Annotated in this window: 16 protein-coding genes and 1 pseudogene; 7 read left to right on the forward strand and 10 right to left on the reverse strand. The window is 67.1% G+C overall.

Annotation, left to right across the window (positions count from 1 at the left end; genetic code table 11):
- A partial coding sequence (locus AX724_RS10745; protein WP_066766142.1) for an ATP-binding protein occupies positions 1-760 on the forward strand: 760 nt, incomplete at its 5' end.
- Positions 761-774: 14 nt separating this feature from the next.
- Here AX724_RS10745 and AX724_RS10750 read toward each other — a convergent pair.
- Together AX724_RS10750 and AX724_RS24020 are read right to left on the reverse strand one after the other, a co-directional pair.
- Positions 775-2,100: a PQQ-dependent sugar dehydrogenase gene (locus AX724_RS10750; protein ID WP_066766144.1), complete on the reverse strand. Its 1,326-nt coding sequence runs from the start codon at positions 2,098-2,100 to the stop codon at positions 775-777.
- Positions 2,101-2,153: 53 nt separating this feature from the next.
- Entirely contained in the window at positions 2,154-2,327 is a 174-nt protein-coding gene (locus AX724_RS24020) for a hypothetical protein (RefSeq protein WP_197421542.1), read from the reverse strand.
- A gap of 240 nt (positions 2,328-2,567) precedes the next feature.
- On the opposite strand from AX724_RS24020, the gene AX724_RS10755 reads away from it, so the two are divergent.
- The gene (locus tag AX724_RS10755; protein ID WP_197421543.1) at positions 2,568-2,777 is read left to right on the forward strand and encodes a hypothetical protein; all 210 of its coding nucleotides are present in this window, start codon (positions 2,568-2,570) and stop codon (positions 2,775-2,777) included.
- 90 nt (positions 2,778-2,867) lie between these two features.
- Here AX724_RS10755 and argC read toward each other — a convergent pair whose 3' ends face one another.
- Genes argC through AX724_RS10775 form a run of 4 tightly spaced genes read right to left on the reverse strand, consistent with a single transcriptional unit; the run spans position 2,868 to position 6,530 of the window.
- Complete coding sequence (gene argC / locus AX724_RS10760; RefSeq protein ID WP_066766146.1) at positions 2,868-3,812, reverse strand: N-acetyl-gamma-glutamyl-phosphate reductase; 945 nt, start codon at positions 3,810-3,812, stop codon at positions 2,868-2,870.
- The gene (locus AX724_RS10765; RefSeq protein WP_066766148.1) at positions 3,809-4,717 is read right to left on the reverse strand and encodes a C40 family peptidase; all 909 of its coding nucleotides are present in this window, start codon (positions 4,715-4,717) and stop codon (positions 3,809-3,811) included. Before AX724_RS10765 ends, argC begins: the two co-directional genes overlap by 4 nt.
- A complete protein-coding gene (locus AX724_RS10770) occupies positions 4,677-5,075 on the reverse strand; it encodes a MarR family transcriptional regulator (protein ID WP_066766151.1) in 399 nt (132 codons plus the stop codon). Before AX724_RS10770 ends, AX724_RS10765 begins: the two co-directional genes overlap by 41 nt.
- A 60-nt stretch (positions 5,076-5,135) precedes the next feature.
- Positions 5,136-6,530, reverse strand: coding sequence for a leucyl aminopeptidase family protein (locus tag AX724_RS10775; RefSeq protein ID WP_066766152.1), 1,395 nt, complete (start codon positions 6,528-6,530; stop codon positions 5,136-5,138).
- A gap of 139 nt (positions 6,531-6,669) precedes the next feature.
- On the opposite strand from AX724_RS10775, the gene AX724_RS10780 reads away from it, so the two are divergent.
- Together AX724_RS10780 and AX724_RS10785 are read left to right on the forward strand one after the other, a co-directional pair.
- On the forward strand, positions 6,670-6,870 hold the full coding sequence (locus AX724_RS10780; protein WP_066766153.1) for a hypothetical protein: 201 nt from the start codon (positions 6,670-6,672) through the stop codon (positions 6,868-6,870).
- Entirely contained in the window at positions 6,870-7,700 is an 831-nt protein-coding gene (locus tag AX724_RS10785; RefSeq protein ID WP_066766155.1) for a DUF4163 domain-containing protein, read from the forward strand. The genes AX724_RS10780 and AX724_RS10785 overlap by 1 nt, the downstream gene beginning before the upstream one ends.
- 132 nt (positions 7,701-7,832) lie before the next feature.
- On the opposite strand, the gene rimO is transcribed toward AX724_RS10785, so the two are convergent.
- From rimO to serS, 4 genes are all read right to left on the reverse strand, one after another.
- Complete coding sequence (gene rimO / locus AX724_RS10790; protein ID WP_197421545.1) at positions 7,833-9,215, reverse strand: 30S ribosomal protein S12 methylthiotransferase RimO; 1,383 nt, start codon at positions 9,213-9,215, stop codon at positions 7,833-7,835.
- Between the two features lie 42 nt (positions 9,216-9,257).
- Positions 9,258-10,298: a potassium channel family protein gene (locus tag AX724_RS10795; RefSeq protein WP_066766158.1), complete on the reverse strand. Its 1,041-nt coding sequence runs from the start codon at positions 10,296-10,298 to the stop codon at positions 9,258-9,260.
- Positions 10,295-11,335, reverse strand: a complete 1,041-nt coding sequence (locus tag AX724_RS10800) for a LysM peptidoglycan-binding domain-containing M23 family metallopeptidase (protein ID WP_197421544.1) — start codon at positions 11,333-11,335, stop codon at positions 10,295-10,297. Before AX724_RS10800 ends, AX724_RS10795 begins: the two co-directional genes overlap by 4 nt.
- A 131-nt stretch (positions 11,336-11,466) precedes the next feature.
- A complete protein-coding gene (gene serS / locus AX724_RS10805) occupies positions 11,467-12,753 on the reverse strand; it encodes a serine--tRNA ligase (protein WP_066766159.1) in 1,287 nt (428 codons plus the stop codon).
- Positions 12,754-12,848: 95 nt separating this feature from the next.
- On the opposite strand from serS, the gene AX724_RS10810 reads away from it, so the two are divergent.
- The 3 genes and pseudogenes from AX724_RS10810 to AX724_RS10820 form a co-directional block, all read left to right on the forward strand.
- Positions 12,849-13,286, forward strand: coding sequence for a host attachment family protein (locus tag AX724_RS10810; RefSeq protein ID WP_066766163.1), 438 nt, complete (start codon positions 12,849-12,851; stop codon positions 13,284-13,286).
- 232 nt (positions 13,287-13,518) lie between these two features.
- On the forward strand, positions 13,519-13,737 hold the full coding sequence (locus AX724_RS24025; protein ID WP_231736631.1) for a hypothetical protein: 219 nt from the start codon (positions 13,519-13,521) through the stop codon (positions 13,735-13,737).
- A gap of 6 nt (positions 13,738-13,743) precedes the next feature.
- Positions 13,744-14,091, forward strand: a pseudogene (locus AX724_RS10820) (hypothetical protein); the annotation flags it as partial.

Genomic DNA, 14,091 nt, shown 5'->3' on the forward strand with positions numbered 1-14,091 from the left:
GCCGCTCTCCGCCGACCTGGCCGCCGCCCCCGCCTATGTGTGGGACGGCCGGGCAATCCGCGCGGTGGAGGCGTTCGCGCCGGTCGACTATGCGCTGCTGACCGGCATCGACGCGCAGAAGGGCGCGTTGCTTGAAAATACGCGCCGTCATGCCGCTGGCCACGCCGCGCATGACGTGCTGCTGTGGGGCGCGCGCGGCACCGGCAAGTCCGCCGTCGTCGCCGCGGTCGTGGGGCAGTTGCAGGGGGAGGGGACGGATGTCGCCCTGCTGCAATGCGCCATCGACGAACTGGTCAGCCTGCCCGCGCTCTTCTCGCTGCTGCGCGCGACGACGCGGCCCTTCATCCTGTTCCTCGACGATCTGGGGTTCGATGAGGACGGGGCCGGCGCGGCCCGGACGCTGCGCTCGCTGCTTCAGGGCGGCACGGCCGCGCGCCCGGCCAATGTCCGCCTCTACGTCACCTCCAACCGCCGCCACATCGTGCCGCGGCATCTTTCCGAACAGGACGATCCGATCAACCCGCGCGACGTGGTGGACGACAGGATGGCGCTGTCGGACCGGTTCGGGCTCAGCCTTGGCTTCCACGCCATCGACCAGGATGCCTATGTCGCGATCGTCGCCGGCTATGCGGCGACGCTTGGTCTGTCGTTCGATCCTAAGGAAGCGATTCAATGGGCGACGCAGCGGGGCAGCCGCTCGGGCCGCGTCGCCTGGCAATATGTGGTGGAACTGGCGGGCCGCAACGGGCTGACGGTCTGACGGGCGGCCAGGCGCTATTTCGCCTTCGTCACCCGCCAGATGATATTGCCGACATCGTCGCTGACCAGCAGCGCGCCCGTGGCGTCTGCCGTCACATCGACCGGCCGGCCCTGCGCCGCGCCATCCTTGTCCAGGAATCCGGTCAGCACGTCGACCGGCTTTGCCTTGCCCGCCTCGCCATCGGAAAAGCCGACATAGACGACCTTGTATCCCGCCGCCGGCTTGCGATTCCAGCTGCCGTGCAGGCCCACGAACGCGCCATCCGTATAGGGTGCGCCCAACTGCACCTTGTCCGCGAAGGTCAGGCCCAGCGGCGCGACATGGTTGCCCAGCGCATAGTCGGGTCGCTTGGTATATTCGCGGATTTCCGGCCGCTGCGGCTGGACGCGCCGGTCCTCATACCCGCCCCAGTAGTTCCATGGCCAGCCATAGAAGGCCCCGAATTCGATCCGCGCCAGATAGTCGGGCACCAGGTCCCCGCCCAGCATGTCGCGTTCGTTGACCACGCCCCACAGCGCGCCGCTCTTGGGTTCGAAGGCAAGACCCACCGGATTGCGCAGGCCATAGGCGAAGACGCGCTTGTATCCGGTCTTGGGATTGACCTCCAGCACCATCGCCCGGCCCTGTTCCAGCTCCAGCCCATTTTCGCCGATATTGCTGTTCGATCCCACGCCGACATAGAGCAGCCCCGCGGGACTGGCCGCCAGGCTCTTGGTCCAGTGCTGGTTGGGGGCCTGGGCCGGCAGGTCGATGATCTTGCGGCCCTTTGCCGTGATCTTCGTCTCGCCATCCTTGTAGGGGAAAGCCATCAGCGCGTCGGTGTTGGCGACATAGAGCGTGTCGCCCAGCAGTGCCATGCCATAGGGCGAATGAAGGCCGGTCAGGAAGGGCGTCTTCACCTCCGCCTTGCCGTCGCCATCCGCGTCGCGCAGCAGGGTGATGCGGTTGGCCGAAGGGACGCCCGCGCCGGCCTTGGTCATAAGATAGGCCATGATCCGGTCGACGATCCCGTCCTTGGGCCGGGGCGGGCTGTTGGTTTCCGCGACCAATATGTCGCCATTGGGCAGGCGCAGCATGGATCGCGGATGGCTCAACCCCTCGGCGAAGCGGGCGACGGCCAGACCCTTGGCCGCGACCGGCTTCGCGCCCGCCGCCCAGGGCTTTACATCGGCGATGTTGACGGTGGGCAGCATCTCGCTGCGCGGCGCGGTGAACACCGGCTCGCGTCCCGTGTCCGCGCCGGGCGGCAACTGGGCGGTGTCGCCCTGCGCCAGATAGAGGAAAGCGCCGCCGGCAAGGGCAAGCGCGACGAGCGGCAGGACAATGACATGCTTGTTCATGCCCTTCTCTCTATGCGCGGCCGTCGCGTCGGGCAAGGCGGATGCCGCTTGGCTTAGCGGCCTCGTTCGCGCAGCCACAAGAGCAGCGCGATCGCTACGCCTATGGCCGTGCCCGCCAGCAATCCGATGCTGGGTTGCCCCATCAATCCTCCCAGGATCGTGCCGGCAAGAATCAGCAGCGCGATGATCGCGCCAGCGCCGGTCGGGTTCTTTCTGCCTTGGCTCATCGCGTCCGCCCTTGCCATGGCGCGGACGGGAAGGCCAGCGCTTTGCGCGGCTGCTCTCCGCCGCCCCGATACGGGACCGTCCGCCCCAAAATGGGATAGATGCGCCAATATGGCACTTGGCTAACGGCGCGTTGACTCCTCTATCTCTCGCCGGAAGCCAAGTCGTTGATCTGGCACGATGTTTGAACCCGCGCGCCCCAGGGGAGCGCATTGTCGCGCGCCTGGACTATGGGGGCCATCATGCAACTGCCATATCTTGCGAACCGCAAGAGCTACGACGACGCGGCGGAGCTGATGCGCCGGTTCGGCGCCAATGCAGGGTATGAAGCCGCGGCGCGCGCCGACCAGAGCTTGGACGTTGGCAACCACATCACCTTCTGCCACTGGCGCCAGATCGAACGATTGATCGTCCTGCTCACCTACAACCAGCCGCTCGGCACGATCCACTAGGGCATAAGCGCAGCAGGCCGCCCGACCTTCGTCGCCGCGGTCCTGGCCCGGCGCCCGCCATCTTGCGACTGACGGGAACCCATCGGGCTTTTAAAGCCGCAGCCCCGATGTTTCCGGCAATCCCGCCAGAATGTTGAGATTCTGCACCGCCGCGCCGGCCGCGCCCTTGCCCAGATTGTCGAGCGCCGCAACCAGCCGCGCCTGACCTGTATCCTCGTTGCCGAAGACGAACAGCGCCAGCCGGTCGGTCGCGCCGACATGCTCCAGCACGACGCCGCTCATGCCGGCGCTTTCCTCCGCCGACGCCACGCTTACGATCGGCGATCCGGCATAGGCCTGCGCCAGCGCCGCGCGGATGTCCGCCAGCGCCGGAGCGCCCGGCATGGCGCGCAGTTGCAACGGCACTTCCACGATCATGCCGCGATAGGCGTCGGCCACGGCCGGGGCAAAGAGGGGCGGGTGCGCCAGCCCGGAATAGCGCGTCATTTCCGGCACATGCTTGTGCGCCAGCGTCAGCCCGTAGGGGCGGAAAGCGCTGGGGCCTCCTGTCTCGCCCTCATAGTCCGCGATCATCGCCTTGCCGCCGCCCGAATAGCCCGACGCGCCCGACACGGTGACCGGCCAGTCGGCGGGCAGCAGCCCCGCCAGCACCAAAGGCCGCACCAGCGCCAGGAAGCCCGTGGGCCAGCATCCCGGATTGGCGACGAAGCGGCTCTGCGCGAGCCGTTCCCGGTGGCCCGGCTCCAGTTCGGCAAAGCCGTAGGTCCATCCCTCCGCCACGCGATGCGCGGTCGATGCATCGATCACGCGCGTCCGGCCATTGTCGATCAGCGTCACCGCCTCTCGTGCCGCGTCGTCGGGCAGGCACAGGATCACGATGTCGGCGGCGTTCAGCGCCTCCCGGCGCGCGGCCGCGTCGCGCCGCCGCTCTTCCGGCACGGCGATGATCGACAGTTCGGGCCGTCCCGCCAGCCGTTCGGCGATCTCGATGCCGGTCGTGCCGTGGCCGCCGTCGATGAAGACATGGGTGCTCATGCCGCGATCCTCCGCCGCGCGATGATCGGCTGGGCATGGGCGTCCGCCAGCCGCGAAACCACGTCGGCCAGCGGCTCTTCCACCACCGCCATCCAATATGCGTTGGCATGCAGCAGCGTGCGCGCGTCGGTCATGATGCCGACATGGCCGGAGAAGAAGACCAGGTCGCCCCGCTGCAACGGCGTTTCGCTGTCGATCGGCGCGCCCACGCCCTCGCATTGCAGGTCGGTGTCGCGCGGCGCGGCAATCCCCACGCGCGCCAGCGCCACCTGCACCAGCCCCGAACAATCTATGCCGCGATGCCCGCGCCCGCCCCAGATATAGGGCTGGCCGATATGACGCCGCGCCGCCTCGACCCAATCGTCCGGCTTGGCCGCGACCGGCTCCACATGGCGAAGATGGACATAGCCTTCCGCGCAGGCAAGGAAATCGCCCTGCGGCTCTCCCGAAACCAGCGCGCCCATCGGCCAATAATCGGCGATAGGCGACTTGATGTCGGGCGCGCTGAACAGCGGCGCGGTGTCGGCGATCACCCGGTGCGTGGCGGTTTCCAGCACATCCAGCGCCTCGCGCCGGACATAGCCGACATAGCCGTCATGTCCGCAAAAGCCCCACGCCCAATCGGTCGTGACGTCCAGCGCATGGAAAGTCTCGCCGCGCAATATCTCGCTCACCGCTTCGGCGGTGGGGGAAGACGACGACAGGACAGGCGTGCCCGCCGCCACGCAGGTCAGCGCCACGGCGCGGGCATAATGGGCCGAAAACAGCGTGCCCGCCAGCGACAGGTCAGCCAGGTCGCCCCGCGCCGCATGGACGCGCCGGTCCAATGCTATCGATCGGCCGTCGAGGCGGAAACGGGTTCGTTCAGCCGACGCGGTCTTTATGGGGGTGTTCGTGCCTTTCATCGCGCGCGGTTCCTGCGATGAAATGGTGAAAGGCGTCAAGAAATTCCGCCCCTTTCGTCGTTCGGGTGATGAAAATATTGCGCCGGTCCGCCGCGTCGCGCTCCCGCCGCAGATATCCGAGCGCCGACAATTTGTTCAATGCCCGCGTAATGACCGGCTTCGACACGTGCAGCGCTTCGGCGAGGCCGCGCACCGTATGCGGCCCTTGCCCGATATAGACCGTCATCATCAACGCCATCTGACGGTTCGTAAGATCGGGCTTGCCCGACCGGACATAGTCCACAAGGGTCCGCATCCATTGGCCCAGAGGCTGGATGCCGGGACGTTCGATTTCGATGGGTGCGGCATGGGCGTTCATGTCGCCTTAACGCATGATTCCCAATCCGGTTGCGTAACGGAGCAGGCTGGCGGCGATGCCCTAAGGCGTGCGGCAATAGCGTTGCTGCAACAGCCGGAAAACGGCTCTGAGGCCCAGCGCCTCGCCACCCTTGGGCCGCCCCGGCTTTGCCGCCGGACGCCAGGCGAACGTGTCGAGGTGCAGCCAGGGCGTACCTTCCGGCACGAAGCGTTTCAGGAACAGCGCGGCGGTGATCGCGCCCGCAAATCCGCCTTCGCCGGCATTGTTGATGTCCGCCACGTCGGACTTCAGCATCTCGGCATAGCCGTCCCACAGGGGCAACCGCCATGTCGGGTCGTCCACCTCCGCGCCGGCCGCCGCGACCTCCGCCGCCAGCGACTCGTCATTGGCGAAGAGGGCGGGAAGGTCGGGCCCCACCGCCACCCGCGCCGCGCCGGTCAGCGTCGCGAAGTCCACGATCAGTTCGGGCTGTTCCTCGCCCGCGCGCACCAGCGCGTCGCCCAGCACCAGCCGCCCTTCCGCGTCGGTATTGCCGATCTCCACCGTGATGCCCTTGCGCGTGCGCAATATGTCGCCAGGGCGGAAGGCGTTGCCGCTGATCGCATTTTCCGCCGCCGCGATCAGCAGGTGCAGCCGCACGGGCAGCCGCGCCGCCATCACCAGTTGCGCCAGCGCGATCGCATGGGCCGCCCCGCCCATGTCCTTCTTCATCAGCCGCATCCCGGCGGACGGCTTGATGTCGAGCCCTCCGCTGTCGAAACAGATGCCCTTGCCGATCAGCGCGATGCGCGGATGCGCCGGATCGCCCCAGCTGAGTTCGATAAGGCGTGGCGCGAACGCCTTGTCCGCCGCCTTGCCGACCGCGTGGATCATGGGATAGCCCTGTTCCAGCGCGTCGCCCCGCGTCACGCTGACGGTCGCGCCGAACGCCTTGCCGACCGTCCCCACCGCCGCTTCCAGGTCGGGCGGTCCCATGTCGGCGGCAGGCGTGTTGACAAGGTCGCGGACCAGCGCCACCGCCCTTGCGATCTGCACGGTCTGCTCGATCCGGGCGACATCGCCGGTCAGGAGCACGCGCGGGCCCGCCGGCTTTTCCTCGGCCCGATAGCGGTCGAACCGGTATTGCGCCGTCAGCCAGCCCAGCGCCGCAGCGCCTGTCGCCCCCTCCATCAGCCGGTACGTGCCTTCAGGCAGCATCTCGGCCGCCCGCGCCAGGCACCAGGGGCCAAGCGCCTGCCGGTCGGCGACCCCTGCCGCCACTGCCCATTCCTCGCCCTCTGTCGGGATGATCGCGACTTCGTGCGGCTTGCCCTTGAACTTCTGCGCCGCCGCGACCGCGCGGACCGGGGCGGGCTGGCTCGCCAGCCATGCATCGAACCCGTCCGGGTCGACGATATGGATCGATCGGGCGGGTTGCTGGTTGTCGATTTTGATGAGGTCGGCAAGGTCGGTCATGTACGCGGATGTAGGGGAAAGCGGTTCGCGATGAAAAGCGCAAACTTCGTCGCCCGGCCCGCACGGATGGCCCCTTCTTCCTTTGCGTGCACCGTCCGAACGGCCTAGTCTGGACCCATAACAAACAAGGAGACGGATCATGATGCACGGTGACGATCGCAGCCTTCAGGCCGCCCGCGCGCGCGCCTATGCGCTCGCGGAAAGCGGGCAGTTCGACAACAGCCATGCGGTGCAGCAGGCACTGGTGGCGGAGGGCTGGGCCAATGCCGGCCGCGCCCTCGACAGCGACTATGCGCGCAAGGCCATCGGCGAAAAGTGCCGCGCGGCCCAGGCGCATTGATGCGACCAGCAGGATCGGGCTGGCTGGCGGCGGCGGTCTTCCCGCTTGCCGCCTGTTCGCCGCAGCAGGACGAAGCGCCGGCCGGCAACGCGGCGGTGAATGCGGCCGCCAGCCGCTATATCGACCGCATGATCGGCAAGCCGCCGCCCGCGCCTCCCGCAAAGGCGTTTCGAAAAGAGGATAAGACCGACCTTCTCGAATTCGCCTATGCCTATCCGGCGCAGGCGGCCGTCATCCCGACGCTGGTCGCCAAGTTCGCGCGGCAGATGGAAAGCGCCAGGGACGGCGCGCTCAAGATGGCGCGGGAAGATAGTGCGGCCGCGAAAAAGTCCGGCTTTCCCTTTCGCCCGCACAGCCTGTCGGTCGAGTGGACAGTCGCGGCGGACACGCCCCGTTTCCTGTCGCTCCAGTCTGAAAACTACACTTATACCGGCGGCGCGCACGGCATGACCGGCTATGAAGTGCTGCTGTGGGACAGGGCGCGGGATCGGGAAACGAGCGTCAAGGCGCTGATGACCTCGGCGCAAGCGTTCAAGGCCGCGATCACCAGGCCTTTCTGCGCCGAACTCGACCGGCAACGCGCGGAAAAGCGGGGCGCGCCAGTGGTACGCAGCGGCGACGATGATTTCACTGCCTGCATCGATCCGATGGAACAGGTGCTGGTCCCGACATCCAAGGACGGCAAGCGGATCGACAGCTTCACCGTCGTCGTCGGCCCCTACAGCGCCGGCCCCTATGCGGAAGGCAGCTATGACGTGCCTGTCGCCGTCGACGCCGCCGTGCGCAAGGCGATCAGGACCGAATATCAGGACGGGTTCGTAAGTCCCTGACCATTATCGTGTCACCCCGGCCATGAGCCGGGGTCTCGCTGCCTGTTGTCGTGAATGCTGCAAAATGAGCTGGACCCCGGCTCAAGGCCGGGGTGAGTCATAAAATGTCGGGACGGGTCGTCTAAACTACCCTTAAACCGGCGCTCCATACAGGTCATGCTCGTCCGCGTCCTCGATCGCCACGTCGATCATGTCGCCGGCTTTCAGGCCCTGGCCCACATCGCGCAGGAAGACGTTGCCGTCGATCTCCGGCGCGTCGGCCTGCGATCGCGCCGTCGCGCCGATGGAGCCGTCCTCCTCGTCCGGCTCGCCCACTTCGTCGATGATGACCGGCAGTATGCGGCCCACCTTGGCGGCGAGCTTGGCGGCGCTGATCGCGGCGGTCTTTTCCATGATCCGCTGGTAGCGCTCTTCCTTCACCTCTTCCGGCACCGCGCCGGGCAGGTCATTGGCCGCCGCGCCCTCGACGGGCTCGAAGCGGAACGCGCCCACCCGGTCCAGCTGCGCTTCGTCCAGCCAGTCGAGCAGATATTGAAAGTCCGCTTCCGTCTCGCCGGGAAAGCCGACCACGAAGCTCGATCGGATGGCGATGTCCGGGCAGATGCCGCGCCATTTGCGGATGCGGTCCAGCACCTTGGCCTCGTTCGCGGGCCGCTTCATCGCCTTCAACACGGACGGCGCGGCATGCTGGAACGGGATGTCGAGATAGGGCGTCAGCAGCCCCTCGGCCATCAACGGCACGACATGATCGACATGGGGATAGGGATAGACATAGTGCAACCGCACCCAGGGCGCGCGCCCCTCACTGGTGCGCAGCTGCCCCAGTTCGCGCGCCATGTCGGTCATGTGCGCGCGCACCTCGCGCCCTTTCCACTGGCGCGGCTCGTGACGCGTATCGACGCCATAGGCGGACGTGTCCTGGCTGATGACCAGCAGTTCCTTCGTCCCCGCCGCCACCAGCTTTTCCGCCTCGCGCAGCACCGCGTCGATGCGCCGCGACACCAGGTCGCCACGGATCGAGGGGATGATGCAGAAGGAGCAGCGATGGTTGCAGCCTTCCGAAATCTTGAGATAGCTGTAATGGCGCGGCGTCAGCTTCAGGCCGCCTTCGGGCACCAGGTCGACGAAGGCGTTGGGGATGGGCGGCGACGCGTCATGCACCGCATTGACCACCTGCTCATATTGATGCGCGCCCGTGACCGCCAGAACCTGCGGGAATTTCGCCCGGATCAGTTCGGCCTCATCGCCCATGCAGCCGGTGACGATCACGCGGCCGTTTTCCGCGATCGCCTCGCCAATAGCCTCCAGCGACTCTTCCTTGGCGGAATCGAGGAAGCCGCAGGTGTTGACGAGCACCACGTCCGCGCCGGCATAGTCGGCGGACATCTGATAGCCGTCGGAACGCAGCTTGGTCAGGATACGCTCGGAATCCACCAGGTTCTTGGGACAGCCAAGCGACACCATGCCCACCTTGGGGGCGTCGGGAATTTTCGTTGCCATGATCGCCGCGCACATAGGGATTTTCGCGGCCGATGTCACGGGGTGGCGATTCAGCCGCTATGCCGTCGCATCTCCCTCGACGATCTCGATGATGCAATCGCCGGTCTGGAGGCTTTGCGCCTCCGCTTCCCAGAAGCCGATCGGCCGGTCGTCGCGATAGATGCGCACGCCAAGGCCGGTGCGGATCGCGGACAGCGGCCCGCCAATTTCCTGGGGCTGTACGGCGCGCTCGTGCAGCTTCACCCGCCCGCCCGATGCCGCCAGGTCCGCCATATAGTCTGCGATATGCTTGCCGCTCGTGCTCCCGGCCAGCAGCAGCCCGGCAAAGCTGGTCGGGTTTATCACGGTGGTCGCGCCCGCCTGCCGTGCGGGCAGTTCATTATCCTCGTTCCGCACCACGATGCTGATCGGCAGGCGTGGGGCCAGGTGGCGCGCGGTCAGCGTGATCAGGATCGACGTGTCGTCCCGCCCGGCCGACACGATCATGCCCCGCGCACGGTGGATCGCCACGTCGGTCAGCGTCCGGTCGCGCGTCGAATCGCCGCACAATATGTTGCACCCCAGCGCCTCGGCGATCGCCAGCGCCGTCTCGCTGCCATCGATGACCACGATCTCGCGCGGGTCGGTGCCGCGCGCCAGCAGTTCGTTCACCGCCTCCTGCCCGCTGGTGCCGAAGCCGGTGACGACGATATGATTGTGCAGATCGGCCTGAATACGCGCCATGCGCCACCTGTAGAGGATGTTGCGGAAAAAGAGGTTGTAGGCGGTTCCAAGGAAGATCAGCCACACGAACAGCCGGATCGGCGTCACGAAGACGGATTCGAACAGCCGCGCCTCCGGCGTCACCGGCACGATATCGCCATAGCCCACGGTCGTCACGGTGACGGTGGTGAAATAGAGAACGTCTATGAAGCTGATCTGGTTGTCATAATTGTCCTTGAGACCCTCGCGCCCGAACCAGTGCAGCGCCTGCACGATCGCGATCAGCCCGAATACCAGCCCCAGCCGCCAGACGAGATCGGCCCAGAGCGGCAGGGCGGACCGCCGCCGCAGGAAACCGGCCTTGTCAGGCCGCATATGGGTGTCGTCCAGCCTCATGCGCCGGGCAGCCGGCTCAGGGGATCCACGGGCGCCCGGTCCTTGCGCAGTTCGAAATGCAGCTTGGGCATGCTGGCATAGCCCGTGTCGCCGGTCAGGCCGATGGGCTGGCCCTGTTTCACTTTCTGTCCGCGCACCACATCGACACGGCTGGCATGGCCGTAGGCGCTGACCCAGCCGCCGCCATGGTTGATCAGCACGAGGCCGCCGAACACCGCCACCTTGTCCCCGGCATAGGCGACCACCCCGTCCGCCGACGCCCTGATCGGCGTGCCGATGGGCGCGGCGATGTCGATGCCGTTGTTCCGCGCGCCGCTCTCGCCCGGCCCGAAGCGAGACAGGATCGTCCCCCGCACTGGCCAGAGGAAGCCGCCGACCAGGCGCGCCGGCTCGCTGATCGGCACGTTGGCGGGCAGGGGTGTGGCGCTCGTCCCGGCGGTTATCCGTGGCGTGCCGTCCGCGATGGCCGGCTGGCCGCCGGTCAGCACATCGTCGATATCGATGCGAAAGGCGGCGGCCCGCTGTTCCAGGCTGGCCGCGCGCGTCGGACCTGCGTCCGGCAGCAACAGCCGCTGCCCGCGCCGCAGCAGATAGGGTTCGGCCAGGCCGTTGACGGCGACGATCCCGCGCCACGGCACGCCATAGGCCGCTGCGATGGCGATGCCCGTCTCGCCCGCCGCCACCAGATGATATCGCCCGCCCGGTATCTGCAACGATTGCCCGGCCCGCAGCATATAGGGGCGGCGGGCGATCGCTTCCGATCCCGCGCCCGTGCGGTTGCCTACCCCCCGCAGGGTGTCGCCCGGTTGCACGACGTAGGTGGATGCCGCCACCGTCCGCGCGTTCGCCACCACCTGCTGCGCCTGCCACACCGGCTGCGGCTCCGCCAGGACCGCCGTTCCCGCATCGGCATCCATCCGCGGCGGTGGCGCAGGGTGGGTGGGAAGAGTGGCGTCGGCCGGCTGTGTCTCCGCCGGTATGCAGGCGGCCAGCATCAACGAGCCAAGCGGCGGAAGGACAATGTGCAGGCGCTGCATCGCGCCCTGTTTATCGCATCGGTCGCGCCGCGCCAGCCCCTTCGCCTCCTGTCATTAGTTAGCTAACTAAGCATTTTCGCGGTTTCGATCGGCTGTCCACTTCGCTGTCTCGCTTACGAGCAATGTCGGCGTCAGCGCGGCTCCAGCCGGGTCACGCCACCCATATAGGGGACCAGCACCTCCGGCACCGTCACGCTGCCGTCCGCCTGCTGGTAATTCTCCAGCACCGCCACCTGCGTCCGCCCCACCGCCAGCCCCGATCCATTGAGGGTATGGAGGAAGCGCGTCGCCTTCTCGCCCTCGGGCTTGTAGCGCGCGTTCATCCGCCGCGCCTGGAAATCGCCGCAGTTGGAAACGGAGCTGATCTCGCGATAGGTCTGCTGGCTTGGCAGCCACACTTCCAGGTCATAGGTCTTGCGCGCGCCAAAGCCCATGTCGCCGGTGCACAGCAGCATCTTGCGATAGGGCAGACGCAGCGCCTGCAATATGCCCTCGGCCGCCGCGCACATCCGCTCATGCTCCGCTTCCGATTCCTCGGGCGCGCAGATCGCGACCAGTTCGACCTTCTCGAACTGGTGCTGGCGGATGAAGCCGCGCGTGTCGCGCCCGGCCGATCCCGCCTCCGACCGGAAACAGGGCGTCAGCGCCGTCAGCCGCAGCGGCAGGTTCTCGACGGGCACGATCTGCTGCGCGACCAGATTGGTGAGGCTGACTTCGGCCGTGGGAATCAGCCAGCGCCCGTCTGTCGTCTTGAACAGATCCTCGGCGAACTTGGGCAACTGCCCGGTGCCGAACAAAGCCTCGTCCTTGACCAGCAGCGGCACGGACGTTTCCTCATAGCCATGCTTGTCGTCGGGGGCCGTCTGCGTGTCGAGCATATACTGCGCCAGCGCCCGGTGCAGCCGCGCCATCTGCCCCCGCAGCGCCGTGAACCGCGCGCCCGACAGCGCCGCGCCGCCTTCGAAATCCAGCCCCAGCGCCGGTCCGAAATCGGCATGGTCCTGCGGCGTGAAGTCGAACGCGCGAATTTCGCCCCAACGGCCCAGCTCGACATTGCCGGCCTCGTCCGCGCCCTCGGGCACATCGTCGGCGGGCAGGTTGGGGATCGCCGCCAGCATCGCGGTCAGCGCTTCGCCCGTCTCCCGATCTTCTGTCTCCAGCGCCGGCAGCCGGTCCTTCAGCGCCGCAACCTCGGCCTTCAGCGCCTCGGCCGTGGCCGCGTCCTTCGCCGCCATCGCCTGGCCGATCAGCTTGCTCGCCTCGTTGCGACGGGCCTGGCCTTGCTGCAACTCGGTCTTGATCGCGCGGCTTTTCTCGTCGACCGCCAATATCTCGGCGGACAGCGGCGACAGGCCCCGGCGGGCGAGGGCGGCGTCGAAGGCGGCGGGGTTTTCGCGGATGAAACGAATGTCGTGCATGGGGCAGCGCTATGCCGCCGCGTGCCCACTCGCGCAACCCTGCGCCCGCTTGTCCGTTCAACCCTGCATCATCCAAACAGCCAAGGAGATAGGCGATGCAGATGGATCATGACGCGGTGGTGCTGGTGGCGGACGGGCGCAAGCTGCTCTTCTTCCGCAACAAGGGCGACGCGACCTATCCCAATCTGGAGGCGGAAGCGGTGAAGCAGCAGGATAACCCCGCGCATCTGGATCAGGCGTCGGACAAGGCGGGCCAGTCCTCCAGCACCGGCACCGCGTCGGGCACGATGGGCGAAAACAACTATCACGAACTGGAGGAACAGCGATTCGCCGCCCAGGCCGCCGACCTGCTGAAGCGCCGCGCGCTCGCCAACGACTATGAAAAGCTCATCATCGTCGCCCCGCCGACCGCGCTGGGCGAGATGCGCAAGCATCTGCACAAGGAAGTGCAGAACCGGCTGGTGGGTGAAATCGCGAAGGATTTGACCAACCATCCCGTGCCGGAAATCGAAAAGCTGATCGCGGCCAGCTAGGACGTGATCCGTTCATACTGAACCGCATCATGCTCTCCGCTTCGAACATGCTCTGGGAGGGCGCGAGACGGCATGCAGACGGAAAAGGGCGGCCCGTCGCCGGACCGCCCCTCTTCCCGTTCGGTGCCTGCCTGCCCGTCTGTCAGCCCGTCAGGCGGCGGCCTTCGCCTTACGCTCGGCAAAGCGCCGGCGGGCGACGAGCGCCACTGCGGCGGCGCCGAACAGGAGCACCATGGGCGGCGCGGGAACGTCCGTGCCGCCGGTGCTGCTCGAACCCCCGCTCGAGCTGCTGGATGAGGAAGAACTGCTGGAAGAGGAGGACGAGGAGCTGCTGCTGCTCGACCCGGTGCTGCCGAAACTGGAGGAGCCACCCGACGAGGAGGAACCGCTACTGCTCGACGACGAGCTGGACGAGGAGGAGGAAGACCCGCTCGACCCGGAACTGCCATGACCCGGCTTGCCCGGCTTCCCGCCGCCCGAGCTGCTCGACGAGGAGGAGGAGCTGGACGAAGAGGAAGACGAACTGCTCGAGCTGGACGAGGACGAACTGCTGACCCCCGAGGAGGTCGAGACATTGCCCGACGAGGTCGAGACATTGCCGGAGGAAGTGGAAACGTTCCCAGACGAAGTCGACACGCCACCGGTCGAAGTCGATACGCCGCCAGTCGAGGTCGAAACCCCGCCCGTCGATGTCGATACGCCGCCCGTGGTGGAACTGGTCGAGCTGCTGATGCCGCCGGTGGAACTGCTGGTGGACGAGATGACGACCGATCCGCCGCCACCGCCGCCGCTGCCGCCGAAAAAG

This window comes from Sphingobium sp. CCH11-B1 (genome assembly GCF_001556865.1).
Lineage (GTDB): Bacteria > Pseudomonadota > Alphaproteobacteria > Sphingomonadales > Sphingomonadaceae > Sphingobium.

Bases quoted from the DNA above. Each gene is read 5' to 3' on its own strand.
- AX724_RS10750 (WP_066766144.1), bottom strand. From the start codon at position 2,100: ATGAACAAGCATGTCATTGTCCTGCCGCTCGTCGCGCTTGCCCTTGCC.
- AX724_RS24020 (WP_197421542.1), bottom strand. From the start codon at position 2,327: ATGAGCCAAGGCAGAAAGAACCCGACCGGCGCTGGCGCGATCATCGCG.
- AX724_RS10755 (WP_197421543.1), top strand. From the start codon at position 2,568: ATGCAACTGCCATATCTTGCGAACCGCAAGAGCTACGACGACGCGGCG.
- argC (WP_066766146.1), bottom strand. From the start codon at position 3,812: ATGAGCACCCATGTCTTCATCGACGGCGGCCACGGCACGACCGGCATC.
- AX724_RS10765 (WP_066766148.1), bottom strand. From the start codon at position 4,717: ATGAAAGGCACGAACACCCCCATAAAGACCGCGTCGGCTGAACGAACC.
- AX724_RS10770 (WP_066766151.1), bottom strand. From the start codon at position 5,075: ATGAACGCCCATGCCGCACCCATCGAAATCGAACGTCCCGGCATCCAG.
- AX724_RS10775 (WP_066766152.1), bottom strand. From the start codon at position 6,530: ATGACCGACCTTGCCGACCTCATCAAAATCGACAACCAGCAACCCGCC.
- AX724_RS10780 (WP_066766153.1), top strand. From the start codon at position 6,670: ATGATGCACGGTGACGATCGCAGCCTTCAGGCCGCCCGCGCGCGCGCC.
- AX724_RS10785 (WP_066766155.1), top strand. From the start codon at position 6,870: ATGCGACCAGCAGGATCGGGCTGGCTGGCGGCGGCGGTCTTCCCGCTT.
- rimO (WP_197421545.1), bottom strand. From the start codon at position 9,215: ATGTGCGCGGCGATCATGGCAACGAAAATTCCCGACGCCCCCAAGGTG.
- AX724_RS10795 (WP_066766158.1), bottom strand. From the start codon at position 10,298: ATGAGGCTGGACGACACCCATATGCGGCCTGACAAGGCCGGTTTCCTG.
- AX724_RS10800 (WP_197421544.1), bottom strand. From the start codon at position 11,335: ATGCAGCGCCTGCACATTGTCCTTCCGCCGCTTGGCTCGTTGATGCTG.
- serS (WP_066766159.1), bottom strand. From the start codon at position 12,753: ATGCACGACATTCGTTTCATCCGCGAAAACCCCGCCGCCTTCGACGCC.
- AX724_RS10810 (WP_066766163.1), top strand. From the start codon at position 12,849: ATGCAGATGGATCATGACGCGGTGGTGCTGGTGGCGGACGGGCGCAAG.
- AX724_RS24025 (WP_231736631.1), top strand. From the start codon at position 13,519: ATGGGCGGCGCGGGAACGTCCGTGCCGCCGGTGCTGCTCGAACCCCCG.